This is a genomic window from Flagellimonas sediminis, from assembly GCF_010500845.1.
GTDB classification, from domain to species: domain Bacteria; phylum Bacteroidota; class Bacteroidia; order Flavobacteriales; family Flavobacteriaceae; genus Flagellimonas; species Flagellimonas sediminis.
This window is the reverse complement of sequence record NZ_JAAAMI010000003.1, coordinates 68,028-93,040: the sequence shown is the minus strand read 5'-3', so window position 1 is coordinate 93,040 and position 25,013 is coordinate 68,028. Positions and strand designations below refer to the sequence as shown.

At 42.0% G+C, this 25,013-nt stretch carries 22 protein-coding genes; 11 read left to right on the top strand and 11 right to left on the bottom strand.

What is annotated here, in order from left to right; all coding sequences use genetic code 11:
* The first annotated feature begins 6 nt into the window (after positions 1–6).
* Positions 7–1,230 (top strand): site-specific integrase, encoded by a 1,224-nt coding sequence (locus GTK07_RS07325; RefSeq protein WP_235932688.1) that lies wholly within the window; start codon positions 7–9, stop codon positions 1,228–1,230.
* A 431-nt stretch (positions 1,231–1,661) separates the two neighbouring features.
* Here GTK07_RS07325 and GTK07_RS07320 read toward each other — a convergent pair whose 3' ends face one another.
* The 6 genes from GTK07_RS07320 to GTK07_RS07295 all read right to left on the bottom strand — a co-directional run bounded on the left by GTK07_RS07320 (position 1,662) and on the right by GTK07_RS07295 (position 8,994).
* The gene (locus tag GTK07_RS07320; RefSeq protein WP_163634608.1) at positions 1,662–1,967 is read right to left on the bottom strand and encodes a hypothetical protein; all 306 of its coding nucleotides are present in this window, start codon (positions 1,965–1,967) and stop codon (positions 1,662–1,664) included.
* 247 nt (positions 1,968–2,214) lie between these two features.
* Positions 2,215–6,018: a hypothetical protein gene (locus GTK07_RS07315; RefSeq protein WP_163634605.1), complete on the bottom strand. Its 3,804-nt coding sequence runs from the start codon at positions 6,016–6,018 to the stop codon at positions 2,215–2,217.
* A 218-nt stretch (positions 6,019–6,236) separates the two neighbouring features.
* Complete coding sequence (locus GTK07_RS07310; RefSeq protein ID WP_163634603.1) at positions 6,237–6,560, bottom strand: helix-turn-helix domain-containing protein; 324 nt, start codon at positions 6,558–6,560, stop codon at positions 6,237–6,239.
* Positions 6,561–6,572: 12 nt separating this feature from the next.
* Complete coding sequence (locus GTK07_RS07305) at positions 6,573–6,764, bottom strand: hypothetical protein (protein WP_163634601.1); 192 nt, start codon at positions 6,762–6,764, stop codon at positions 6,573–6,575.
* A gap of 48 nt (positions 6,765–6,812) precedes the next feature.
* A complete protein-coding gene (locus GTK07_RS07300; protein WP_163634599.1) occupies positions 6,813–7,412 on the bottom strand; it encodes a hypothetical protein in 600 nt (199 codons plus the stop codon).
* 928 nt (positions 7,413–8,340) lie between these two features.
* Complete coding sequence (locus tag GTK07_RS07295) at positions 8,341–8,994, bottom strand: N-acetylmuramoyl-L-alanine amidase family protein (protein ID WP_163634597.1); 654 nt, start codon at positions 8,992–8,994, stop codon at positions 8,341–8,343.
* A gap of 184 nt (positions 8,995–9,178) precedes the next feature.
* On the opposite strand from GTK07_RS07295, the gene GTK07_RS07290 reads away from it, so the two are divergent.
* From GTK07_RS07290 to GTK07_RS07255, 8 genes are read left to right on the top strand one after another with little or no spacing between them, the layout of a single operon-like run.
* Positions 9,179–9,472 carry a hypothetical protein gene (locus GTK07_RS07290; RefSeq protein ID WP_163634595.1) on the top strand — a complete coding sequence of 98 codons (294 nt, stop codon included), beginning with the start codon at positions 9,179–9,181 and terminating at the stop codon, positions 9,470–9,472.
* 31 nt (positions 9,473–9,503) lie between these two features.
* Positions 9,504–9,794: a hypothetical protein gene (locus tag GTK07_RS07285; protein ID WP_163634593.1), complete on the top strand. Its 291-nt coding sequence runs from the start codon at positions 9,504–9,506 to the stop codon at positions 9,792–9,794.
* The gene (locus tag GTK07_RS07280; RefSeq protein WP_163634591.1) at positions 9,769–12,204 is read left to right on the top strand and encodes a TraG family conjugative transposon ATPase; all 2,436 of its coding nucleotides are present in this window, start codon (positions 9,769–9,771) and stop codon (positions 12,202–12,204) included. The genes GTK07_RS07285 and GTK07_RS07280 overlap by 26 nt, the downstream gene beginning before the upstream one ends.
* Entirely contained in the window at positions 12,201–12,788 is a 588-nt protein-coding gene (locus tag GTK07_RS07275) for a conjugal transfer protein (protein WP_163634589.1), read from the top strand. Before GTK07_RS07280 ends, GTK07_RS07275 begins: the two co-directional genes overlap by 4 nt.
* A 6-nt stretch (positions 12,789–12,794) precedes the next feature.
* Positions 12,795–13,628 (top strand): hypothetical protein, encoded by an 834-nt coding sequence (locus GTK07_RS07270; RefSeq protein WP_163634587.1) that lies wholly within the window; start codon positions 12,795–12,797, stop codon positions 13,626–13,628.
* A 30-nt stretch (positions 13,629–13,658) separates the two neighbouring features.
* Complete coding sequence (locus tag GTK07_RS07265; RefSeq protein ID WP_163634585.1) at positions 13,659–14,273, top strand: conjugal transfer protein TraK; 615 nt, start codon at positions 13,659–13,661, stop codon at positions 14,271–14,273.
* Positions 14,274–14,284: 11 nt separating this feature from the next.
* Positions 14,285–15,184, top strand: coding sequence for a conjugative transposon protein TraM (gene traM, locus GTK07_RS07260; protein ID WP_163634583.1), 900 nt, complete (start codon positions 14,285–14,287; stop codon positions 15,182–15,184).
* Between the two features lie 11 nt (positions 15,185–15,195).
* Positions 15,196–16,002: a DUF4138 domain-containing protein gene (locus GTK07_RS07255; RefSeq protein ID WP_163634581.1), complete on the top strand. Its 807-nt coding sequence runs from the start codon at positions 15,196–15,198 to the stop codon at positions 16,000–16,002.
* Between the two features lie 91 nt (positions 16,003–16,093).
* On the opposite strand, the gene GTK07_RS07250 is transcribed toward GTK07_RS07255, so the two are convergent.
* The 5 genes from GTK07_RS07250 to dinB form a co-directional block, all read right to left on the bottom strand.
* Positions 16,094–16,906: a hypothetical protein gene (locus GTK07_RS07250; RefSeq protein WP_163634579.1), complete on the bottom strand. Its 813-nt coding sequence runs from the start codon at positions 16,904–16,906 to the stop codon at positions 16,094–16,096.
* A 7-nt stretch (positions 16,907–16,913) separates the two neighbouring features.
* The gene (locus GTK07_RS07245) at positions 16,914–17,783 is read right to left on the bottom strand and encodes a hypothetical protein (RefSeq protein WP_163634577.1); all 870 of its coding nucleotides are present in this window, start codon (positions 17,781–17,783) and stop codon (positions 16,914–16,916) included.
* 81 nt (positions 17,784–17,864) lie between these two features.
* Positions 17,865–18,482 carry an SOS response-associated peptidase gene (locus tag GTK07_RS07240; RefSeq protein ID WP_163634575.1) on the bottom strand — a complete coding sequence of 206 codons (618 nt, stop codon included), beginning with the start codon at positions 18,480–18,482 and terminating at the stop codon, positions 17,865–17,867.
* Positions 18,483–18,519: 37 nt separating this feature from the next.
* On the bottom strand, positions 18,520–21,540 hold the full coding sequence (locus GTK07_RS07235) for a DNA polymerase III subunit alpha (protein ID WP_163634573.1): 3,021 nt from the start codon (positions 21,538–21,540) through the stop codon (positions 18,520–18,522).
* 24 nt (positions 21,541–21,564) lie between these two features.
* Entirely contained in the window at positions 21,565–22,779 is a 1,215-nt protein-coding gene (dinB, locus tag GTK07_RS07230; RefSeq protein WP_163634571.1) for a DNA polymerase IV, read from the bottom strand.
* Between the two features lie 56 nt (positions 22,780–22,835).
* Here dinB and GTK07_RS07225 point away from each other — a divergent pair, with 56 nt between their 5' ends.
* Together GTK07_RS07225 and GTK07_RS07220 are read left to right on the top strand one after the other, a co-directional pair.
* Positions 22,836–23,609 carry an XRE family transcriptional regulator gene (locus GTK07_RS07225; protein ID WP_163634569.1) on the top strand — a complete coding sequence of 258 codons (774 nt, stop codon included), beginning with the start codon at positions 22,836–22,838 and terminating at the stop codon, positions 23,607–23,609.
* Between the two features lie 217 nt (positions 23,610–23,826).
* Positions 23,827–24,960, top strand: a complete 1,134-nt coding sequence (locus tag GTK07_RS07220) for an AbiH family protein (RefSeq protein ID WP_163634567.1) — start codon at positions 23,827–23,829, stop codon at positions 24,958–24,960.
* Positions 24,961–25,013 lie beyond the last annotated feature (53 nt).

The following is a 25,013-nucleotide window of genomic DNA, read 5'->3' as shown; positions in this document are numbered from 1 at the left end:
GGACCAATGAACATATTGTTCTATCCGAAAAAAATGGATTCGGACACCGATGGAAAAGTGACCATCTATACCCGTATCACCGTTAACGGAAAGCGCAGTGAGTTCAGCCTCCGCAGGAGGGTAGAGGAGCGCAAATGGGACCGAAGAGCGGGAAAACTCAGGGGAACGGCCCCAAAGGTGGCCAATTTTAATAGGTTCCTTGAAAACGTGAAAAACCGGTGTTTTGAGGTGTATGAGAACCTACTGAAGGAAAGGGAGGATATCTCTGCCACGATCATCAGGGACACCTATTTAGGGAAAGGGAAGAACCAGCATATGCTCCTGGAGATCTTCGATGACCATAATCGGGAAGTCGAAAGCTTGATAGGTAGGGGCTTCACCAAAGGGACCTTACAGCGTTACAATGCGGCCAGGAGGCATGTTTCCGATTATATCCAACATGCCCACCAAAGAAAGGACATCCCCGTTAAAAAGGTGGACCACAAGTTCATTACCGGTTTGGAATATTTCCTTAGGTCCAAAAAGAACTGTAACCACAACACCACGGTCAGGTATATTGTGAACTTTAAAAAGATCATCAGGATCGCCTATGCCAACCAATGGATCGAACGGGATCCCTTCTTCCATTGGAAGGCCAGTTGGAAACACAAGGAACGGCAATATCTCACACAGGAGGAACTGACCCGCCTTTTTGAAAAGGAATTCGACATTGTAAGATTACAGACCGTCAAGGATATTTTTCTGTTCTGCTGTTATACAGGTCTGGCTTTTGTGGATGTTGAAAAATTGCACAAAGACCATATCGTCAAGGACATCAAGGGACAAAAATGGATCAAGACCCATCGACAGAAGACCAAGGTGTTGAGCAGCATACCATTGTTGAGCATTCCAGAAGCCATCATTGAAAAGTACAAGGAACATCCCAGAGTGGTGGCAAAAGGGACACTGCTCCCTGTCTATACCAATCAACGGACCAACTTCTATTTGAAGGAAATTGCCGCTGGTTGTAAGATCAACAAGACACTCACCACCCACTTGGCCAGACATACCTTTGCCACAACGGTGACCCTATCGAATGGAGTACCCATAGAATCGGTCAGTAAAATGCTTGGGCATACTTCCTTGAAAACAACCCAGATCTATGCCAAGGTCTTGGACAGTAAAATTTCAGATGATATGGAAAGGCTGAAGAACGACCCTGCACTTTTGGAGTTTGCAAGGTCAATTTGATTTTTTTTAATTAGGTTTTTATTGGTTGTTCTAATTAAGGCTTCTTTGGGCTATATAGATGAAATTTATAGCCCATTTTTCACCCTTTCTTTGGCCATAAATATATTGTTAGGTTAGAGAGTTCATTCATTAAAAATCTATCAGAAAACAATCGCTACTACCGGAACCAGTCCCAATGAATATTGCATGCAACATTTGAAGGAAATATCAAGTTTTACAAAAAAAGCGGTTCTATCTAAGAGAAGTCTACAGTATTTATTGAAACCTTTGGTATACCTGTGAATTTAGTGAAGAAAAATTTCACGGGCTTTTTGTCAGTTTGTTACAAAAGCTAAAAATTTAGCAAAGCATAAATTTCTTAGCACTTGCTCGCCACCTCCCTGATTGTTATTCTCTTTCGAACTTCCCCAACATTATGTCAAATAGAAATATTAGGATGCGAAGAATTTGACATAGAATTCATCATCCGCATTAATACTAAGTCGTTGAAGGTCATTATCTATTCTGGAGATAATGCTTTGGCTTATTTCACTAGATTTGAGTTTTTTCAAAAGCATAATAAACTCTTCTCTACTATTAAACTTAACAACCCCATCTTCATCTATCCCAGAATACTTTAGTATTTTAAAATCAAAGATTCTTGTAAAAGAAGTTGAATCATTTTGTATAATATCAAGGCCTAATTTATTGAGCTCGACGAGCACTTTTTTATACTTATTAAATTCTAAATTGTCCATAATAATAGGGTTTAGTTATCTTTCTTTTTTTTAATAAAAAAAGAAACAAAAAATCAACAAGAAAATATGCTTCCCCGCACCCTTTGTGTCTTATAGCTTTGCTATTTGGGCGTTTACGCCCACAAACAAAGCCCAGGGCAATGGCTCTTTATACCAGCCACAAATTCACTCCAACGCCGGCCCGCATTTTCTTCATCCTTCTCTTTTATAACCTAAACGTGTGACAAGCATTATCCAGTAATCTATTTTAATACTCTATAATATTATGTAAGGCTTCAATATCTTCTCTTTTGGCATCTGTTTCATAATTGGTTGCAATCTCCTTAAAAATTTCAGAGACATTAGGATGAGAAATTTTTGTTTCTTCTGCTAGACCATTAAAGAGTTCAGCTCTAGCTCTTTCTATACTCCCTCCCATATCAGGAAGCCTTGTGGTGGCGCCTTGACGATTAAATACTTGTATGCTAAAACCTAGTTTTAAATCTTTAGTATTTAAATTTTCAATTATATCGTAAATAATTTCAGGAAAGAACAATGGCTTATTTCCATTAGGATACCTTGCCAAAAGCTCTCCTATTTTTTGATCTGTAATCGACAGCCTATTTGATTTAGTGGCTAATTCTCTCAACTTTTCTATCCAACGCTGTAAATCCTGCTTAATAATTGAACCATCTTTTTGTAAGCCTGGTATCAAATTGAAATTGCTTAAAATGCTATAGGCATTCTCAAAGACCAATCTGTGATACTCTTTTGTGGAGTTCTCCTTTGTTTTTCTAACCTTTTCATTCTCACTCTTATAACAACTCTTAATTAACTCCATGTAAACTTCTGGATTTTTAGAAATCGCTAAATACAGAAATCGGGGTTGCACACCATGACCTAATCTATCAAATACGAAAAGAAATTTAAATTCCATCTCAGCCATTTTATCTTCATCTACTCCATCCCTATCATGTAAGTCTTCAAAAAGCTTTCTAATAGAATAATGATCTGCTCTCACCGTATTAGGTTCATTAGACTGTGATAAATCTAATTCATCTAATAATCCGATTACAAATTTGATTGGTAATGGGTCATTTTTATCTGCTTTACCCATCACATTCAGGGCAGAAATTGGCCTTTTGAATTCTGAAAACTTTTTTGCTGCATACATTAAAGTATTTGAGTCATTAGCCATCCAATTGTCTTGATTCAACCAATAAGCTCTTTCTATCTCATCATTTTTTAAGGAATCTAAATATTTAAAAAGCTCAGCATTTGCAACAAGTGATAGAAGGTAATTCGCAACTTCTCGACCACTATATTCATTATTGGATAAAATCCGGCCAAATTTTTTGAGTATAAAGTCTCTGCCCTTATTCCTTTCTTTGGCTGAAATGTAGGCTTTGATAAACCATATCTCTTTTTCATCCTTACTTCTTAACAAATCCAAAATCTTGGATTCTTGTTTTTCTTGAACCTCAATACTAGCTAAGGCGTGCGCATATAAATATGGATTTTCAACACTTTTAGCTAACTCAATTATTTTTTCTACACCATATTCTTTTAGAATTTGAGAAATTAATTTTTTCCTTTTCTCATTCAATTCCTCCTCCCTTTTTCTAAAATCATCTTTAATTTCCTTTCGAACACCGCTTATTGAGATTGGATGATGATCTTCAAACAAATAAGAATTAGCCAAAATGGTATCCGTTGGCTTAAATGTAATAGCTGTTCCTTCCATCTTTGAAAGCAACGATTCAGGTAAAGCCCAATTTGTATCCAAGTAGGTCCTATGATGACCAATTATTTTGCGAAAAGAGTGATATATTAAGGCTTTATTTTCTTCAGATTCACTTGTAAAAGAAGAAACACATTCCAAAACCTGGTCTATTTTAGTCCAATTCATATCTGGAAGTTTCTCAATAAGTATTTTTACTTTGCTAAAACTATCAGTGAGTTCAATCATAGAGTCAATTGCATGATTATGCATGTATTGTACTTCTTGTGTCGTCACAGATACTTCCCTAGTCTCAGAGAATAACCGCCAGCGCATTTTTTGATTCATTGATGCATGGTCATGATGACTATAAACCAAGGAATTGAAAAGACTAAATGCTATATTTGGATTTTCCCTTTTAAGAATGCCCAGTACCTGAACTCTTTCATCAGCATTAGCATTAGTTTGAGGATACCATATACGAAATATGCTAACTAGTGAATTATAAGGAGTATTTAGAGTTGGTAATTCTTTTGGAGAAAGGTTAATAAGTCTAGCAAGAAGTCTGACAACCTTGGTCAAAAATTGAGGCATCCATGCCATAGCTTCCAAAGCCCATAGTAAATATGGCAAATCATTGGTCCTGTTTAAAATAGTCTCCTCTTCTTCAAAAAAGGTCGATGCACTACCTTCATCAATATGCTTTTCCAATTTATTTAGAAAAACATCAGGTGCTGCCTCAGCAAGTAAAGTTAGATTGTTCGCATGGGATCTCAATAGATTTTTATCAGTCAAACTTAATATGTGATCTACAATTTTATTTACATAATGTTCTGGGTTTATTGCTGGACTTAAATCATAATTTTTGGATAAAACAGCAAGAACAATTAAACTCTCACAAATACCTTTTTTTAAATAGCTTGAATACTTTGGCACAGCATTATAGAAAGATGCCATGTACCGTTTTTCTGGGTTTAAATCATATTTCGGATTGGTTTCAGATAGCACCTCTACTGCTATTTCATAAAACTTATTTAAATCTTCTTGAGTAATAAACTTTGAGAGATAAAGCCAACTATCTGAATGCGAAATTAATCTCCACTTTTTACCTACGTTATAAATCGGTGTTTCATCGTAGTGAAGTATTTCATTTAGTTTTTTTTCGTATTCATCAAAGGAGGTCTTAGAAAATTTTTCTATAATTTCTCTGTCGCCTTCAACAGATGAATCAAACCTTGATAGCAGCAGAAAAGGTATCAATATGGTCGGTTTTTGAGTTTCAAGCCAAGATGGCTTTTTGGAAGAAAAATCTAAACTTCTTCTCAATACTGAAATATCCTTCCCAGAATTCTTGGCTAGTAAATCAGCTTGTTCTCTATTTATACCAATCGTTTCGAGATTCTTTCTTAAAACTTCACCTTTTACTACAGGTAAAACAATCAAGTTTTCCCTTCTTGCGGTAAAGCTATTGCTTACCGGTATAATGACTTTATGCTTTTTATTAATAGCAGCATTAATATCAACATCATCAATCCTAAATTTTGGAATTAATATTAATTGTGATTTACTTTCCGAAAGTTGCCTGAAAGTCTCTGGGTTTTCTACAACTAGAGTAACATTTTGTAAGCTATGTCTTAATTCACGTTCTTGACTTTCTATCGAGGCTAAAATGAATGCCAAAGATTCTTCTTTTGTATTTGCTTTTACATATTGTAAAGCCCCAATGTTTTCCTTCAATAAATCAATTAAAGTTGTAGTTTGAGACTCTCTACTCCCGACAATGAGATTATGGGGAAACTTCAAACTTCCTTTTGTTGACCATTGTTGCCAATAGTCTTCACCACATTGGACACCTGATACAGGTTTCTTTAAATGTCTTGCAAGCCATATCTCAACTGAAGGAGCCAGCTCTAACCAATGTTCCATATCAATAGCATCATAAAATCGAACATCTGCCCAAAATTTTTCCAGTTTTTTCTCTTCGGCCCAATTTTTCCTTTTGGTATATTTTTTTAGAGTAACAGAAACATATGTTGTTTCTTTGGGTATCTTGCCTAGTGGATTTTTTTTCCTCTTCTCATAATCATTGTTTGCTTTTTCTTTTTTCCTCTCGGTAACACCAAACTCCCAGACTGAATTTCCAGTTGGGACAAAAAGATTACCTTTTTCGGATTCTAGATCTCCATCATAACCACCTGTGTTTGTATCGTCGCCAAAAGGAAAATCAATTTTACTGATATGCTCAATATCAATGCCTGCAAGAATTAATTTTCTTATTAGTAGGGGCAAGAGACTCTTTGATTCAATTCTATCTGCCCATTGCTTTAAATCTGTTGATGTAACTATTTTCATAATAATTATTCAAGAATTGTTGTTCAATTCTTCTTGTAAGGGACCAAGAAGAATTTCCATATTTTTTAATTAGGATTTCTAATTGAGATATCCCAATATAATCCTAGAGAAACGTAACTCCTTGAAAGAATTACGGTTCACTTCTATCGAAAATGACAAGAAATTGTGACGCTATTTCATCAACCCCTAACTAAAGATTTAGAAGAGAGTTCTTTATTTTAGTAGCTCACTTCATTTAGCAATTCTTCCCTTTCTTCACCAAAAATTTTAATCAAAAAATCTTTGATAGTAGGTGCCAGAACTCTATATAGTTCTAACTTATCTTCAGGGATATCCTCTTCAGAAATCGTCAAGAAAAAAAGAATCGGCTGAGGGACTTCTAGTACTTTGCAAATTTTGTCCAAGGTATCTGGGTTAGGATTATAACTTCCTTTAATTATTTGTGAAAGGGCAGTTGTGCTTTTACCAATTCTCTTGGCAACTTCGACTTGAGTAAGTCCTTTTTTCTTTATTAAAAGATTTATAACCTTGCCTAATTCCATAATGTACGCTTATTACGGGTCTAAAGCACCTACGAAAATTCCAAAAATCTCTAAAAGCTTTAAAACAATTAAAATTATTTCTTCTTTCGTATTCGCATTTTCGAACTCATGCTTTATCTCAATTAAGAGTTCTCTATTAGATTCCGTTGTTTGTTTAGAAGCAATTGCTTCTTCTATTTTTTGTAAAATTTTATTAGTATTCATAATCCTGAATTTATTTTATTAATAAACACCAGGATTCAAGTAGATTTCTTAAATCCTAGCTAACTCAATGCTGTTAACTAGGTTTAAAGAGTGGTAATCGTCTAAATTTTTAAAATGGAAACTATGATTTCTTTTGAAGTGCTCCTTTAAATTCCTTACGAACTTGAGGGATTTATTAAGAATAAATTTTATACATCGATTTATAGATCTTAATCGACTTTTAGAATCTTGAAGATTTTTGAAATCATCAGATATTTTGAGGCAACTGAAGGCATCAATATCATAATTTTCGAATAATTCTTGTAATTCTTCAATTCCTACTTCATTGACATCAAATGTTTTATTCGTTCCAAGAACATCTCTAATTCTATCCGCAAGAGACTTCTTTGCTTTTTCAATCTTTATTTCTTCAATTGATTTTTCGATGAACAAATTGCTGATAGCCATACTGACATCGATATATTCTCCTCGATAATATTTATCACCATCACCTTTTGAAGAAACTTTTTTGCTTAACCCATGCAAATAATGCTCTAAATCATCAATAACGACATAATCATTTATACTTTCATCATAAGAATTGTTGGGAAAACCAAACGCTCTCCTAAATCTTTCTTTCCAAACGGTATGACTCAATAAAATTCCCATCTTAACCAAATTTGATACAAATATAAGTAAAACTTAAATAATAACCAAATTTTTTACAGTTTTAATTGTAACATTTATTATTACATACCATAACAATTTTTATTATAATTGTACTGAAGATAGCTTAATATGACTTTTAAGGTTATTGTTCTAGAGGGTCTCGTAATCCCATTCCACACCCATTCCCCTACCCTTCAGGTAGTGTGAAAAGTGTTCCATTATATTTTAAAAGTAGATTTTACAAAGAAGTTTTCAGGAAGTGCAGTACAAACTTTCGCTTTTACCAAAGCTCAGGTTACATAACGCACGAACATTTAATACAAATGTCGTCATGTTGTATTTTAAGGGTTTTGCCATCTGTAAGCTATAATTCTCCATTATGTAAAATATCCCTCATGTGAGCGTCATGGATTAAAATTTTCAACGGGGTCATGAATATTTTCCAAATCGGCCAGCTACGCTGAATCTTTGGACTTGTACCATAATTTTTTTATGTTTAATAGAACCATAAAATTTGCCGTACTACTGGGCTATTAAAAAAGTAGGATAGGTTGCAAAATTGTTAAACCTCGAACAGTACTTTCAGAAAATCGTTCTATTCATTACGCCTTTTCGAAATGAAATATTTACAATTGTTCAACCTTTGGAATACTATATTTATGAAAGGTAACTCTTTACAGAACGCACTTTTTGTAAAGAATCTGCTAGGAGCTACAAATTTTAGTAACTTCCTTTAAAATTCAAATGAACGATACAGTTCTACTCAAGTCAAAATCTACCCAATATTGAACAAAAAACCTTGACAGGGGCTACGGCTTGGTTACCTTTACGGAATGATTAAGGTAAATCGAATTATTCCCCTTTCCTGAACCAATATTTGAACTGGCCATATATTTCCTTAAAAATCCATTTGATCAATGTGATGGTTTCATTGGCTATTTTCTTCATCAAAAAATGCGTTTAAGGTTTCCAATAGGACAAGGGCCATGGCCGTTATACTTGTCCTTTCACTAAAATACTCCTCCTCTTCCTTATTGGACAGGAACCCAAGTTCGACCAAAACTGAGGGACATACTTGTTCGGTCTCCCGAAGTACCTGAAAATTGGCCGCTTTCACTCCCCTATACCTTAGACCCAAATGTTGGTTCAGATCCTGGCCAATGGCATTGGCCAATTGTAGGGGAGCCTTCATAAACTTTTCCCTGCCCTGGGTAACATACACTTCGATGCCTTGGGCTCCCTTCCTCTGGGCCTGGTTGCAATGGAGGGACACATAGGCATCCGCTTTCAAGGTTTTGGCCAATCCGCTTCTATTGCGGAGGGAAATCAAGGTATCGGTATATCGGGTATGGTAGATTTCCAAGGCACTTCCATGGATTTCCCAGTTCAATCGTACCATTTCTTGGGCCACCTTTAGTACAATGTCCTTTTCCAAGACCCCTTGGGTCCCAATAGCTCCGGAATCAGTGCCCCCATGTCCAGGATCAATCACCACTACGGGTGGATTATGGGTGCTTTGCCCGTAACATAGTGGCTGGTATACTGTGCATAGCAGAAATAGGATCCGTAGTGCGGTTTTCATTGCAATGGGTTTTGGATTTCCATTGCACAATTTTTACCGAATCCTCCATTCTGTTCAATACCTGCCAAATTTTAACGCTCCCAACTGTTAAAATTTATACGGTTTGCAGGGAACCTTCACAAACGCTGGAAATTCCGCAATTGAATTTCTAATCCGCCCCAGAAGGGCCCTAAACACCATTTTTATGAGACCACTTTCAAAAATTTGGGCAACGCTGTTGCTCCTATTGTTTTCCCTGCCCATCTACCCCCAGATCGGGGGCATCGAGGATTCCGTCAACGACATCTCGGATACCATCCGGACCATCTTTCCCATCATCCTTGGGGTCATCTTCCTGATTGGCTTCCTGTTCAATGCGGGGCATTTTTTCGGGGAGAACGCCGACCTCAAAAAAGGGATTACCCGGGTCCTGGTCTTTGTCCTGATCGCCGGGGCGGTCGTGGGCATCTTTACCTATCTAATCGGTATCGTCGTCTAACGCACATCGTGCGCTTTTGTATCCAAGCCTTATGAAACAGTATGAAGTCTATCGCCATATCCGCAGGCGTGCCCTGATTTTCGGGTTACCCGTTTCCTTTTTTGCCCTTCAGATGCTGGCCGTCATCGGCTCCCTGATGGCGGTCATCTTTTCCTTCAACTTGATCCTGCTTATTGGGGCGGTGGCGGCCAATGGAATCCTCTATGGTCTCCTTCTCAAATTGACCCAACAATCTGGACTGCTCCAGATGAGAACAGTTTTTCCGAATATAATCTCCAATAAAAAAATCACCTTAAATGAAAAGTACGATGAACCTTCATGAGAAGTATCCCATCGTGGACGTGGACCAAAACAGGATATTGGCCAACAATGGGAACCTGGCCTATGCCTACCGTTTGGAATTGCCCGAAATCCACTCCTTGTCGGAGGAGGATTTCGAGGAGCTACATGGACTTTGGCTCCAGGCCTTTAAATCCCTGCCTGTGGGCACACTGATCCACAAACAGGACATTTACCGAAAAACAGCCTTTGATGCCAGCAGCTTACCCAACAATACCTTTTTGGCCAAAGCCACTTGTAGACATTTTCAAGATAGAGAACACCTGTCCCACGAATCCTTACTCTTTTTTATATGGCCGAAAAACAAAACGGTCAACAGCTCTAGTTTGGTCAATCCCTTTGCCTATATCCCCAAAAAGCTGACGGAGACCCTTGGGGAAAAGGCGGAACAGTTTGCCAAAGCGGTACGGGATGCTGTGGGTTTTTTGAACAACGGACCCCATCTTTCGGTCATACCATTCAACCAGGCTTCCATCATAGGTTATACGGATGCCTATTTCAATGGGTTCAACGAGGGTTTTGATACCGATATGGTATTGGGAAAAGATAGGGTACAGATCGGTGATTATTGGTTCGGGGCCATGGCCGTTAACAACGAGGGCTGTTTCGGCGATATGGTGAAGACCAGTAGGCCCAATGAAAAATACAACACTGACGGGTTCCTGTTCCACCAAGGCTTTATCGACGGACTTGGGCTGACCTTTCCGGGGAACCATATCGTCAACCAGATTATCCATCTCGATGACAGACATAAGTGGCGGAAACTATTGGAAAAACGTTTGGAGGAACTCTCCAAGAGCAGCAATTTCGGTTCCCAGAACAAGGTGCTATACGATAGGGTCTCGGACACCCTGGCCCAGATCAACAACGATGAATACTCCCGGATCGTCCGGGGCCAATTGAACGTGGTCTTCTGGTCCAAAGAGGAGAAGGGACTGGATTATACCGTTTCGGAACTGATAGCCCGATTCAAAGAACTGGACATACAGGCCTACTATCCCCAAGGGCAGGCCCGCATCCATTACCTACTCAACAACTATCCGCTGTTCTCCTCGAATTTTTCGGATAGCGACCTCTATGTCACCGACCTGAAACATGCCCTATGTCTGATGCTCAACACCACTAACTACCGTTCCGATAATGAAGGTATCCTTTTCAATGACCGTTTGGACAATATCCCAGTGCTCAAGGATGTATGGGACGAGGGAAAAAAGCGCATCAAAGCTCGGAACTTTGCCATTTTTGCACCTACGGGAGAAGGGAAATCCTTTTTGGCCAACAACATCCTGCGACAATATTTTGAACAGGGTGTCCGATTGGTGATCATCGACCTCGGTGGCAGCTATGCCAAGTTCGCCCAGCTCTATCCTGACCAACATATTATCCTCAAATACGAGCAGGGGAAAAACCTCGGCATCAATCCATTTTATATCGCGGATTCCCACAATATCACCCCTGACTGGCTAGAGGACTTAACTGAATTTCTTATTGAGCTCTATGGTTCCCATCAAAAAGTGAACAAGGCCCAGGAAGTGGCATTAAAGAAAATCCTTCACCGCTATTATGGAACCATCCAAGAGGGCCATTGTCTTGATGGACTGTACGCCTTTATTGAAGAGAATCAAGATTCATTATTACAAGAGTTGGGCATCGACCCGAGCTATTTCAACCTGACCCATTTTCTGCATATCCTTTCTGAATATGTAGGCAATGGCCTCTATAGTTTCCTGTTCAAAGTTGGGGAAGACAAATCCCATCGGTTGGAAGACAAACGCCTTATCGTCTTTGAACTGGACGAGGTCAGGGACAACCGAGAGGTGCTCTCTGTGATGCTAAAACTCATCAAATCGGCCATACAGCGGACCATCTGGCGGAACCGCTCGGAACGGGGCATTATCCTCTTCGATGAGTTTGCCAAACAGCTCAAGTTCGACAATGTGCTGGAGAGCGTGGAATTCTATTATCAGGCTATTCGCAAACAGAATGGTGCCATCGGCATCGTGTTACAGTCCATCAACCAATTGCCCGAAAACCATACATCGGCCACCATTCTGGAAAATACCCAGGTCATCTACAGCTTGCGGAACGAAAAGGGATATGAAGCCCTTAAGCAACGGCTCAACCTAAGTGCCCATGACCTTAACCAACTGCGCTCCATCAAAAATGATCTGAAGGGCGAACGCAAGTACACGGAAATCTTTATCAAGATAGGTTCGGAGAGCAACATCTACCGCTTGGAAGTACCCCCGGAAGCCTATGCTGCCTACCTCACTGACGGTACTGAAAATGAGGCTATCATGGCTCTTTATGAAAAAAGCCATGATATGGAGCAGGCTATAAAAGAATTTATCGCTACCACCCAAAAGTCAACAATCCAAAATCACAGACCATGAGGAAAAACAACACAAAAATTTTAGGACTGGCCCTAACATTGGCCCTATTACTATCTCCCCGCATTGTGGGGGCCCAGGGGATGCCGGTGTATGACAACACCAATTTTCTTTCCCTTGGAAAGCAACTGATCGAGTCCGCAAAGCAGACAGCAGAGCTGTTGAAGATGGTTGACGAACTCAATGCCGTCCGGGAAAAAATCGAAAAGGTCAACAATGCCATCAAGCAGTATCAGGCTGTCCGGGACATCACACGCAACAACGAGCAGCTCTTCGAAATGGTCCGCGACGATCTCAGGGAAATCCTAGACTCCCCTTACATCCATGGTGATGAAGTGGAGGCCATAAGCAATGCCTTCAATGGCATTATCGAACATTCTTTGGACCAACTTGATTTTATGGGCCAAGTATTGAGTAGCGACTTTCTGAACATGACCGATGCGGAACGGCTGGCGATATTGGAGGCCCAACGGAAGGAATCCCAAGCGATGGTGGCCGACATCCAAATGAAAAAACGACGGTATGATATGGTCATTTCGTTCCGGGAATTTCAGGACAAGATCAACCAAAGGGAAACCAATTATTGAACCATCATGTTTTTATCCATAGGACTTGAATATGTGGATGCGGTCTTCCAGACCATCAAGGACAGTAGCTTTGCCACCTATACCATCGGCGGGATGAAGGCTTTGGCCGTGCTGTTCTTCTTGGTGAACATCCTCAAAAAATACTATGAGGGCGGAGCGACCCGCACTGGCCTCACTTGGGGGCTGACCACGACCGATCTGATCAAGAACTTTGCCGTGGTTCTGGTGGTGCTCTTCTCCACAGAGGTGCTGGCCACCTTTGACGGTATTTTGGTGGCCATCGAGGGGCAGTACCGGGACACGGCCCCCGACCTGCTCCCCTTGGGCCTACAGGAAGTGGCGGTAGAGGAAGAAACAGGCCTTTTTGATTCGGCCACCAAGGCCATGGCCCTATTGTACGAATGGCTGGCGACCCCATTTTTGGGGCTTCGTACCCTAGCTTGGGGCGGGGCACTTATCCTCTGGGTCTTGGACCTGTTTATCTATCCCCTTTTTCTGGCGGAACGCTATTTTATCCTTGGGGTGATGCAGGCCTTTTTCCCACTGGTCATCAGCATGGCGGTCTTCGAGAAGTTCCGGGAGATGGGTTACCGTTTCTTTCGGCTCTATGCAGCGGTATACATGATCGTACCGGCCTTCTTTTTGGTCAATGTCTTTGTCAATGCTCTTTATCAGGAAGTGACAGAAAACTTTTGGCCCAACCTGTTCGGGACGGATTACGGAAGTGAGCTCTTCGCGCCCTTAATAGAACTGGCTGGTATCGGGTTTATCGTACTGTTGAAGTTCAAACTGTACAAACGGGCGACCTCGTTCACCTTCCGCCTCTTCAGTGGTGCATAATGCACATTAATTATTTAAAAATGATCATCCATGAAATCAACTTATAAGAACATCACCAACATCCTCCGTTTGAACCGTTTTATCGTTCTGGCGGTGGTCGCGCTTTGTCTATTGACAAGTGGGCTTTCTCTGGGACTGCTCTACCACTATCAGGAGAAACTGTTGAACGCTGCCTTTGCCATCCAAAGTGATGGATCGGTACTACCCTTGGAACTGGTGGACCAACGGGAGAACCGGGAAGTGGAGGCCTTGGCCCATATCGACCGCTTCCATCGGCTCTTTTATGGCATCGACGGTACCAATTATCGGGCGCGGTTGGAAAAGACCCTTTGGTTGGGTGATGCCTCGGTGGATGCCATCTACAGGCAAAAACAATCGGACGGGGTCTATAACCGTTTATTACAGTTTTCGCTACGACAGGAAGTGGTCCAAGTGGACATTGAGCTCCATCTTGACCAAGAGCCCTATGGTTTTCGGGCCAGGACGGTATTTGAGGTGAACCGGGGCACGGTCACCGACCGCTACCGATTGGACACTTCTGGGGAACTGGTCACCGTGGACCGTAACTTTCCACACAACCCGCACGGGCTGTTGATCACCAACTTCTTTGAGGACTCCCTTCGCAAACTGGAACCACAACCCTAAAATACCCTATCATGAAACTGGAGAAAAACAAGATCGTATTTATCGGATTCTTATTGGCCATCTTGGTCTTTATTGTCCTCTATGCCATGTCCCTGAATAAGGAAACAGAGGAACCCGAGCTGAAGCAGCCCAAGGTGCCGGAACTGAAGGATATGCCCGAGGAATATGGCTCCAAGCTGGAGGCGGTGGATGCCATCAAGGAACAGCGGGAAGCCCCAAAGCCCAGCCTGTACAGGGAAGGCCATATCGATTCCACGGGGAAATATGACCCCCTATTGGGGGAAAAGAAGCGGCAACGCATCGTGGACAGCATCTATAGGGAAGGACGTATCGATTATGGAGAGAGAACCTATCGAAAACCCAAACAGGTTTCCATGGAAAATGAAAATCCGGCCTCCCCCAAACCCGACCAAGATTCAAAACAGGAAACCGAACCCATCGACCTTTCCCAGGCCCATCGGGACTTCTTTGACCATAACTCAAGTGACTCCGATACCAAACCCCCTATGGCGGTGGCGATGGTCAATGGGGAGCAGACGGTCCGCTCCAAAAATCGTCTGGAACTGCGGCTGAAGGAGGCGGTGGAACTGAACGGGAGGCATTTTGATCGAAATACCCTGCTTTATGGTTTTATCAGTTTTAGTGCCAACCGGGTCTTTGTGGCCATCGACCATATCGGTCCCTATCCTATTTCCCTGAAAGCCTATGACCTTTTGGATGGTGGTGAGGGCATCTATGTGGAGAACAGTTATCGGGAAGAGGCCACGCGTGAGGTACTTGACGATGCTGTACAGGATGTGAACCTGCCCGGTGTACCCCAGGTAAGTGGCATCAAACAGGTTTTCCGCCGTTCCAACCGTACCGTCAAGGTGACCATCCATGACCAATACCAATTAATACTTAAACCTTAACATTCCATCCTATGAGAACTTTCCATCTATTCATTTTTAGCCTTTTGTCGCATTTGATGTTACTGGCGCAATCAGACACCCTGCACGTAAACGACACCCATACCTTGGCCCTGGTATTCCCCGACCCTATTACACGGGCCATAACCGGACACCCCAATTATACGTTTGGATATGATACCGACTCCCCAAGGAGGCTTGGGCTTTTACAGGGACATCCTGGCACGGACAGTAACTTGTTGGTTTTGACCGATGATGGCCTGGCCTATTCATTTTATTTGGTCTATAGTAAAAAATTACAGGAAGGCTATTGGTTTGTGAATGTGAACAAAAGCATTGGAAATGTTGGACCTGATGGACTTTTGGATACTTTGGGAAAGGGGATAGATTATTCAACCCAACCCGCTCTAAAATCGGACAGTATCCAATACCGAAAGGCCAGCACTTATTATTTGGAAAAGAACAATATTGTTTTAAAGTCAAAACGCAGGGATGGAATTATCCTTCGGCTTCGGGATATGGCCTATTACGGCAGGGAAACCTATATCGTTATGGAAATCGAGAACCGATCCACCATCGATTTTGAGGTGGATTTTGTCCAGGTTTTCAAGGCACATGGGAACCCAAGGAAAAAGTCCTCTTACCAAAAACTGGGAATGGAACCCGTTTACAGGTACCGAATGCCCACCACAGTCAAGGTGGGGCAAAAACAACGTTTTGTATTTGTGGTGCCCAAGTTCACCTTGGGTGGTGCTGAAGAATTATTACTTGAATTAAACGAAAGAAATGGTAATAGGAAGATTCACTTAATTTACAATTAGAAGGTTTCGGGGATCTTTTGAATGATCCACTAAAAAGAAGAAAATGGCACATAAAATATGGAACAGGGATATTCCTCCAGTTTATAAGTTATCAATTCCTTTCCTTGTTGGAAGGTCTGATAGTAAGTGTTGTTATATTTTTCTTGGATATCACTACATTCCCCGAAGTTCTAATCTCTCGAAAAAACAAGTATTCCTTTGTCTGGCCAATATAAATTATGCTATCACTTGACCGCAATACTTTATCCTTATAATGTACAGTTGCGGATAAATCTGGCTTTCCATCAATTATGTTCTTGGCTTTGTTTATCGTATTACTTCTATATATCAGAATAAAAAATATTATTAATCCACCGAAGCCCAAGATTCTTGCTTGTTGGGACTCTTTATACCAACTAAATCCTATCGCTGTTACCATAAGAACAATACTCCAGAGTACTAATAGATTTTCTGTTGTCCTGGAAGATATTCCCAACTCATAATGATTTATCAGAAGTACTACTATGGGGGTAAGTACAATAATTACAAAGAATAAATTCTTTAGGACATGGCCAAACTTTGCTAGATTGGCCATCTTGGACCAAGTAATACCATTTTTTTCCTTCTTGGAAGGATTCGTTTCCTTCACAATTTTTCTTGGTAGAAATGGTACTTTGAGCAAATCGGCAACCGAAAACATTAAAGTGAAATATCCTATAAATCCGACAATTAAAATAATACTAAACGACCCAATTGGTAAAAAAAACAACAAATACTCCTCGAAACTCAAGTAGTTTGCTATATCTATATCGAACTTCTCATAGAAAATAGATTTTTCGGCATATCCCAGACATACTAGTACCACATAAACAATCGTTAGATATTGAGCTGAAATTTTTACGGCTGGCATTTTCACCTCAGTCATTCTTTAATTATTTTCCTGTTTTGTTTTTATTCTTCGGTAGCTCATTACTTTCTATGGATTCCATTTCCAAATACTTTATTTCTTCCAGTTTATATATTAAGTTTTTTCCTTTGCTAATATCTCTAATAAATAGATATCGTTCAGTCAATCCAATGAACATTTTTGTGGAATCGGAAGACACTTTTTGCCCATTATAAATGAAATCAACTCCAGTCGTAGGTTGGCAGTTTAAGATATCAAAGGCATGTTTCCTATTCATTGAAACTATGACTCCAATAGAAATTAAAATAAACAAGGAACCCCTTGCCAAAAACTTATAGTTCTGTCTATCCTTAAAAGCACGGATTATAAATGAGTCGAAAAGAAAAATCCAGAACAGACTGATTACCCACAAAGAATTAGCAGTGCTATCTGGAAATTTACTACTCTCCGGGTAAAGGCTGCCTATTAAGTAAGTTGGATAGAGTACAATAAAAAGAAATAAGAATATGCTTACCAAAAATTGAATGCCAAAAATGAGTAAATTAATGTAGGTTAATCCAGATTTCCATTTTTTTAATTTCAGTACTTCACGAATTTGCTTGGGAGCATTCTTTATTCTGAACAAAAAATCATTTGGTTCATCGCCATCATAATTGTCCATGGGATTTTTAACATTGTATGCCAAAGCGGTTATTCCTGCTAACTGGAAAAAACTAAAAAATGCAATTGTTATTAAGATTGGAATCGTCAAAGGCATAAAGGAAAGTAGCAGTTCACCTAGTGTTAAAAAAGGAGCTATTTGAATATCGAAAGTGATGTAAAAACTGTGATAGTTCAGGAATCCAATGAATACTAGAAGTGCATACAATATTGTAGGGTTATACAAAGATTTCATAAAAGAAATTATTTATGGTCAAACCTACTTATTTCTATAAATAGCCTAGTTGATTTCTGAAATTTTTCCAATACAACCCTTTCAAATGGCCTCAGCATACAATTCCACTTCATAGGGAAACGCAAAATCATGGTACTCCTTTCCCGACAGCCATTTGGTCCTGTCGGCCTCCCGTAACAGCACGGGCATCCGCTTTTTGGTATTGTGGATCTTGGCCATCAGTTCATTGGCCTCTGTGGTCACGATACTGAAGGACTGCACATCCTTTCTCGTTTCCGGGTTCTTCCAATATGAATAGATGCCCGCTAAGGCAAATATCTCTTGACCTTCTGGCCGAATCAGATATTTCTGCTTTTGCTTGCCCTTGGAATCTAGCCATTGCCATTCATAATACCCATCGGCAATAACTAAGCAACGTTTGTCAGTGGAATTGCGGTAGGAGGGCTTTTGATCCAGGGTCTCGATTTTGGCATTGAGTGTAAATTTTTTTATGGCATCGTCTTTGGACCAAAAGGGCACGAGTCCCCATTGGGCCATCACGATATGGGTGGCATCCTCATCCGTAATCACTGGATAAGGTTGATAAGCATAGCCATTGATCTCTTCCTGGGGATGATATTGGTCGGGTTCGACAAAGGTGGCCTCAAAGGATTTTTCGATGAGGCCCAGATCTGAGTTCAGTCGGGTCCTGTAGCACATAATAAAGCAAGTTAGTTAGTAACCAACAAGATACAAATTAGCTTTGGATTTGTTTGTGCCCCGCTTTTTTGGCAAAGGGGTTGTGTTGAAATGTAGGTTCCTCAGGACTGCGAGGGTCAGGCTTCAGGGGCATTTTCTTGGACCAAACAATGTCCAGACCATAGTGCCCAAATTCCTCGGACACCTTGCCATAGCAGGCATAGACCCCTCGCCCGTGGATAGGGTACTTGCCCACGACCTTGGGGAAGTGCACCGTATCGAAATAGTTCCCCTCCAGATCCGTAAAGGTGCAGAAGCGCATCTGTTTGCCCTGGGTTGTGGTATGGAACCGGGTGTTAACCAAGATTCCGTATAACAGAATGGTCCTGCCCTTGTTTCTAGACATATCCTTGGCGGTCAAGCTACTCTCCAGTTCCTCGGCAATGAGATCAAAGTAGCCGTATAGGGGAAAGCCCAACAATTCCATTTGGTCATAGGCATCCTCTAGCCAGGAATGCTCCAATCGGGGCAGTATAAATTCCCGGTGTTCTGGTCGGAAAAGTTTGGGATGTCCTGTGCTCCGTTTGGTGGCATTCAACTTGAAAATGGCCTGCCACAGCAGCTCACTCTTCTGCTTTCTAGTAAACCGGAACGCCCCAATCCGAACCAGAATGGTCAACTGCTCCAAGCTGATGGCCACCCTGTCGATGAAGTCATCGAGGGAGCGGTAGTCTCCATGGAGCTGCCGTTCGGTCAACAAGCGTTTGATAACCAGGGACTCCAAATTCTTCAGATAGCCCAGCCCCAGATAAATGTCCTTTCCCTTAATGCAATTGGGATGGTCGCTCTGGTTGATACAAGGTGGATGTACGATTCCTCCGCACATTTTGGTCTCATGAATGTAGTGCTCTGTGCTATAGAACCCGCCCCCGTTGTTGAGCACCGCCACCATAAACTCAAGGGGGTAATAGCATTTAAGGTATAGGCTCTGGTAGCTCTCCACGGCATAGGAAGCCGAATGACCCTTGGCAAAAGCATATCCCGCAAAACTGGCAATCTGTTCCCACACTTCTTGGACCAAGACATTGGGGTAGCCCTTTTCATGGCAATTGGCCCGGAACTTGGCCTCCACCGCAACGAATTCCTCACGGGAGCGGAACTTACCCGACATGCCCCTCCGGAGCACATCCGCCTCCCCTAGGTCCAGTCCAGCAAACTCATGGGCCACCTTGAGAACATCCTCCTGGTAGACCATGATACCATAGGTTTCGGGCATGATTTTGGCCAACACAGGATGGGCTTCTTCACGGCGTTCGGGGTCCCGGTGCCTACGGATAAATTCATCCTTCATCCCAGAGGAGGAAACCCCTGGGCGAATAACGGAACTGGCGGCCACCAGTCCCAGATAGTCGTTGACCCGAAGCTTACACATGAGCCCACGCATGGCCGGAGATTCTACATAGTAGGCTCCGATCGCCTTGCCCTTGCTCAACAGATCGTTGATGTTGGGGTCCCTTTTGAACCTTTCCACTTCCGTAATGTCATAGGGCAGGTTCCCGGGTTGATTTTCATGGATAATATCGATGGCATCCCTAATCTTTGCCAGCCCCCGTTGTCCTAGGATATCGAACTTAAAAATGCCTGTATCCTCTGCAATAATCATATCGAACTGTACCGTAGGGAATCCCTTTGGGGGAAGGTCTGTCGCCGAATACCAATGTATCGGGCGATCCAGGATCAAAATCCCTGCGGAATGCACACTAAGGTGGTTGGGAAATCCCTTGATAAGTTTGCCGTACTTCAGCACTTTTTGGGGTAGGATGTCCAAGATGTCTCGGTCAAACCGGCCATCGCTCAACCGATCTATCTCCTCTTTGGGCAATCCGAACACCTTACCCAATTCCCGGACTACTGCCCTATATTTGAAAGTATTATAGGTAGCCAATAAGGCCACGTTGGGGAACCTTTCAAAGATATATGCGGTCACGTCCTCCCTATCTTTCCAGGAAAAATCGATGTCAAAGTCCGGGGGCGATGCCCGGTAGGGATTGATGAACCGCTCAAAGTACAGGTCCAGTTCTATGGGATCCACATCAGTTATCCCGATGATATAGGCCACAATACTATTGGCCCCACTCCCCCGCCCTACATGGAAATAGCCTTTCCGTTTGGCATAGGACACGATATCGTGGTTGATTAAAAAGTAGGAGACAAAATCCATTTCCCGTATAGTCCCTAATTCCCGCTCCAAACGGGTCTTAATCTTAGGGGTAGAGTTGGGATACCGTTTGTGCAACCCCTCTTTGCAAAGTTCCATAAGGTACTCAAAATCCGCTTCCTTGGAGGTGCCGAAAACCTGTTGGTTCTGTGAGATTCGACTTTTACCAAACCCAAAATCAATGGAACATTGCTCCAACAACCGCTGGGTGTTCTCAATGATATGGGGAAAAACCGCATACCGCTCCAAGAGCTCCTGTTGGGGCATCATACGCTCCATGGGATTGCCCTGATCACTGGGTTGGAGCTTGCTCAGTAGGGTATTGTTGTCAATAGCCCGAAGTAGCCGATGTGCATTGAAGTCCCGTTGGTTGCGGAAGGTCACGGGCTGTTGGATGACCAACCTATCGATACGGTCCTTGTATCTGGAAAAGGGCAGCCGTCTGAGATTCTCCACGGAAATGCCAATAAACTCATGAGGTGCAAATTCGGTCTTCTCCAACGCGAGCACCTGTTCAAAGGGATAGATGACAAAGACGTTCCTAAAGTCAGGGGCCCTATCGGGGATGGGCAGTTTATTGTGGGAATGGTACGAACAGAATCCATTAAGTTCCTTGAATCCTTCATTGTTATGGGCAATCCCCACAAACTGTTGTTGTGCCCCGTTGCGAAAATCGATCCCGATAACAGGACGGATGCCATATTCGGGGGCCTTTCGAACAAAGTTCAGGCAGGCCGAGGTGTTGTTGATGTCGGTCAGAACCAGATCCGTCACGCCGTACCGCTGCGCCATTTCCAAGAGTTCTATCTCCGAAAAGGTGCCGAAGCGGAGCGAATAATAGCTGTGACAGTTCAGGTACATTGTTATTCATTTTGGTCATATAATCTACTGGTTCCTATGTGCCAGAACGATGGGAGGCTCTCCGTTGAAGGGGTTATGTAAGCTGCCGATGGTCTTAGCTCCCATGGAGGTGGCGTACATCACCTTCCGGTCCCCGAAGCGTTTTCGGATATGGTCCATGGCATGGTAGAGGCTGAGCATCTCCTGGGTATCCTCAAACATATTGATCTGGTAATTCCCCGAAACCAAGTCACTGAACCGCACCCCGACCAAGCGGACGAGCATCCGACGTTGGTACAATTTCTCAAAGAGCTCCAATACCTTGGGGATTAGGATATGGTCTGCACTGGTATAGGGAATCTTCATCTGTCTGGTATAGGTCTGGAAATCCGAGTAGCGAATCCGGATAGTCACACAGGAGGTTAGCTTTTCGTTAGTCCTTAGATGGAAGGCCAGGTTCTCCACCATGGCTGTGAGGGTGGTTTTCAATTGCTCCATATTGGTGGTGTCCTTCCCAAAGGTACGCTCAGTCGATATGGACTTGCGTTCATGGAAGGGAACCAAAGGTGGACGGTCGATGCCTTGTGCCCTTTTCCAAATGGTCTGTCCATGCACTCCCAGGGCACTGATCAACATTTCCATTGGCATTTCCTGAAGGGTGTGAATCTTGGTGATGCCCAGTCCACGGAGCGTTTCAAAGGTCCGTTTCCCCACCGAGGGAATCTTCCTGATGGAAAGGGGTGCCAAAAAAGACTTTTCCAGCCCGTGGTCCACCCGCATCTGGTTGTTAGGCTTGGCCTCCCCAGTGGCCATCTTGGAGACTACTTTGTTCGAGGAAAGCCCAAAGGAGATTGGCAGTCCCGTCTCCTTGATGATTAGGTTCCGCAGCTCCGAGGCATATTTATAGCTTCCGAAGAACTTGTCCATCCCGCTCAGATCCGCATAGAATTCATCAATACTGGATTTTTCAAAGACGGGTACCCGTTCCTTTATGATTTCGGTGACCTGCTGGGAAAACTTGGTATAGGTCCCTGCATTGCCCCTGATGATGGTGGCCTCCGGGCACAGTTGCCTGGCCAGCTTCATGGACATCCCGGAATGGATACCGAATCTACGGGTTTCATAGCTACAGGCGGCCACGACCCCACGGTCCCCGGTGCCCCCCACTAGGAGCGGACGCTTCAACAGACGGGAATCCAAGAGTCTTTCGCAGGACACGAAAAAGGTATCCAGATCGAGATGTAGTATTTGAGGTTGCATAGGGAAAACAAAAATAGCTACAATTATTAGCTATTATTGCCTATATTTGTAGCAAAATGGATTTTCTAGCGAAGAATATTAGCCATCTCAGGCACCTTAAGAAGCTCTCTCAGGAAGAATTGGCAGAAGAGCTCGGGGTGACGCGCTCTAACCTCAGTTCGAAGGAGGAGGGGCGTTCCAGGCCCAATTTGGAACTCCTTTTGAAAATTTCTGATTATTTCAGGGTGCCCGTAGATATCCTCTTGCGAAAGGATCTGACCAAGGCCAAGGATTTTTCTTTTATCGAGCTCGGAAACAAACGTATTCTGTTTCCCATCATGGTGGACGAGGACAATGAGGACATGATCGAGGTGGTCCCGGTAAAGACCTCTGCGGGCTACTTGGCCGGTTATGACGACCCCGAATATATCGAGCGGTTGGAAAAGATCAAGCTGCCCTTTCTGCCCACGGGCAAGCACAGGGCCTTTCCCATCAAGGGGGATTCAATGCTGCCGATGAAGGACGGTTCCTTTGTAGTGGGCCGGTATGTGGAGGATAGGAGCGAGATCAAGGATGGCAGGACCTATGTGCTGTTGACCCTGAACGACGGTATGGTCTATAAACGGGTCTATAATCATATCAATGAAAATGGCACTTTGGAACTGGTGTCCGACAATAAAAGCTACCAACCCTACGAGGTGTCCATATCCGAGGTATTGGAACTTTGGGAGTTTACCTGCGCCATACAGACCCAGGAATACAGTCCGGAAGAACTGAAGCTGGAGAGCATCCTACAGATGTTCAACCAATTGGGGGTAGAATTAGAAACGCTAAAAAACCATAAAATTTAAATGTACAGTTCCTTGCCATCATTGATTTCCACAATGGCCAATTCGGCAAAATCCTCACCAGCAGCGGGAATTTCATATCGATAGGAAACTGTGAATTTTTCTCAAAATGGAATTATTGAATTCCTTATGTTGATAACCGTGTTGAGAATAGGGAATGGTAATATTTCCAAATCACCTTAATTGAACATATCTTACTGACTTAAAACTGCTTATAATCATGGAAGAGGGAAATGTGGAATATTTTTACAATAGAATAGTGATAGTTGGGAACGGTCTAGATTTGGCAATGGGTCTCAAAACTAGTTATTCTGATTTTCTTCTGGATTATTTAATTTCAATAATTGAAAAAACCCAATATGAAAGAGGTTACAAAGATACTTTGCTTTCTGTTGGCAATACATCCCAAACATATGGAAAGGATTTTAAGCTGTGTAAAACAATTCAAGAGTTTATAGATCTGACAAAAGAGAATGGTCATTGGCAAGTAAAGTATTTGGGCATCCTATTGAATATAATTGACAACCTTTCAATTGAGAATTGGGTTGATATTGAATCTCTTTACTTTGATACAATGCTACCCATGATTGATAATGTGAAAAAAGGTAGGTTGAACCGAAGAGATTATGCACAAATTCGGATGTTGAATGATTCTTTTAGGGAATTGACAATTAATCTAGATAAGTATATCCATAAGATTGTTGGAACTCAAATAAATAATATTACGTTAAATCAATTCTATGGATTTCTTGAGAAGTGTGTCGAAAAACAGTTAGATAAGCGTATATGTTTAAACCATAAAGTTGATTTTGGCAGATTAAAAAGCCCCGAAAAGGTACTTTTTCTCAATTTCAACTACACAAATTCAATCAACAAAATACTTAATTTTTCTAGATTGAACCCTGAATATTCCATGATTAATATCCATGGGCAAGCAGGCAACCCCACAAACCCGATAATTTTTGGCTATGGGGACGACACACACCCTAGATATGTGGATTTGGAACAAGAGCGTTCAGATGTACCCTTGGAATTCATTAAATCCTTTTATTACAACCGTACAACGGATTATCACAAAATGTTAGGCTTTATGGAATCTGGCTCGTATGAGGTTTATATCGTGGGGCATTCATGCGGTCTGTCCGATAGAACTCTGTTAAAATCGATTTTTGAGCATGAGGATTGTATTTCAATCAAGATTTTTCATAAAGGCAACAAGGACAGGAATATAAATCTCAATGAGCACATCAGAAAGAATATGGCCATTTCCCGTCATTTTGATGACAAACTAAAATTAAGAGAGCGGGTACTTCCCTTTGATGAGTACGCTGGAATACCTCAAGCAAAAGCATGAAACCAAAATGGTATACAATTAAGAAAGTGGAAATCGGATTTGTCAAATTGTGG

Coding starts and splice junctions, on each gene's coding strand:
- GTK07_RS07325 (WP_235932688.1), top strand. CDS start 7: ATGAACATATTGTTCTATCCGAAAAAAATGGATTCGGACACCGATGGA.
- GTK07_RS07320 (WP_163634608.1), bottom strand. CDS start 1,967: ATGGACAATTTAGAATTTAATAAGTATAAAAAAGTGCTCGTCGAGCTC.
- GTK07_RS07315 (WP_163634605.1), bottom strand. CDS start 6,018: ATGAAAATAGTTACATCAACAGATTTAAAGCAATGGGCAGATAGAATT.
- GTK07_RS07310 (WP_163634603.1), bottom strand. CDS start 6,560: ATGGAATTAGGCAAGGTTATAAATCTTTTAATAAAGAAAAAAGGACTT.
- GTK07_RS07305 (WP_163634601.1), bottom strand. CDS start 6,764: ATGAATACTAATAAAATTTTACAAAAAATAGAAGAAGCAATTGCTTCT.
- GTK07_RS07300 (WP_163634599.1), bottom strand. CDS start 7,412: ATGGGAATTTTATTGAGTCATACCGTTTGGAAAGAAAGATTTAGGAGA.
- GTK07_RS07295 (WP_163634597.1), bottom strand. CDS start 8,994: ATGAAAACCGCACTACGGATCCTATTTCTGCTATGCACAGTATACCAG.
- GTK07_RS07290 (WP_163634595.1), top strand. CDS start 9,179: ATGAGACCACTTTCAAAAATTTGGGCAACGCTGTTGCTCCTATTGTTT.
- GTK07_RS07285 (WP_163634593.1), top strand. CDS start 9,504: ATGAAACAGTATGAAGTCTATCGCCATATCCGCAGGCGTGCCCTGATT.
- GTK07_RS07280 (WP_163634591.1), top strand. CDS start 9,769: ATGAAAAGTACGATGAACCTTCATGAGAAGTATCCCATCGTGGACGTG.
- GTK07_RS07275 (WP_163634589.1), top strand. CDS start 12,201: ATGAGGAAAAACAACACAAAAATTTTAGGACTGGCCCTAACATTGGCC.
- GTK07_RS07270 (WP_163634587.1), top strand. CDS start 12,795: ATGTTTTTATCCATAGGACTTGAATATGTGGATGCGGTCTTCCAGACC.
- GTK07_RS07265 (WP_163634585.1), top strand. CDS start 13,659: ATGAAATCAACTTATAAGAACATCACCAACATCCTCCGTTTGAACCGT.
- traM (WP_163634583.1), top strand. CDS start 14,285: ATGAAACTGGAGAAAAACAAGATCGTATTTATCGGATTCTTATTGGCC.
- GTK07_RS07255 (WP_163634581.1), top strand. CDS start 15,196: ATGAGAACTTTCCATCTATTCATTTTTAGCCTTTTGTCGCATTTGATG.
- GTK07_RS07250 (WP_163634579.1), bottom strand. CDS start 16,906: ATGACTGAGGTGAAAATGCCAGCCGTAAAAATTTCAGCTCAATATCTA.
- GTK07_RS07245 (WP_163634577.1), bottom strand. CDS start 17,783: ATGAAATCTTTGTATAACCCTACAATATTGTATGCACTTCTAGTATTC.
- GTK07_RS07240 (WP_163634575.1), bottom strand. CDS start 18,482: ATGTGCTACAGGACCCGACTGAACTCAGATCTGGGCCTCATCGAAAAA.
- GTK07_RS07235 (WP_163634573.1), bottom strand. CDS start 21,540: ATGTACCTGAACTGTCACAGCTATTATTCGCTCCGCTTCGGCACCTTT.
- dinB (WP_163634571.1), bottom strand. CDS start 22,779: ATGCAACCTCAAATACTACATCTCGATCTGGATACCTTTTTCGTGTCC.
- GTK07_RS07225 (WP_163634569.1), top strand. CDS start 22,836: ATGGATTTTCTAGCGAAGAATATTAGCCATCTCAGGCACCTTAAGAAG.
- GTK07_RS07220 (WP_163634567.1), top strand. CDS start 23,827: ATGGAAGAGGGAAATGTGGAATATTTTTACAATAGAATAGTGATAGTT.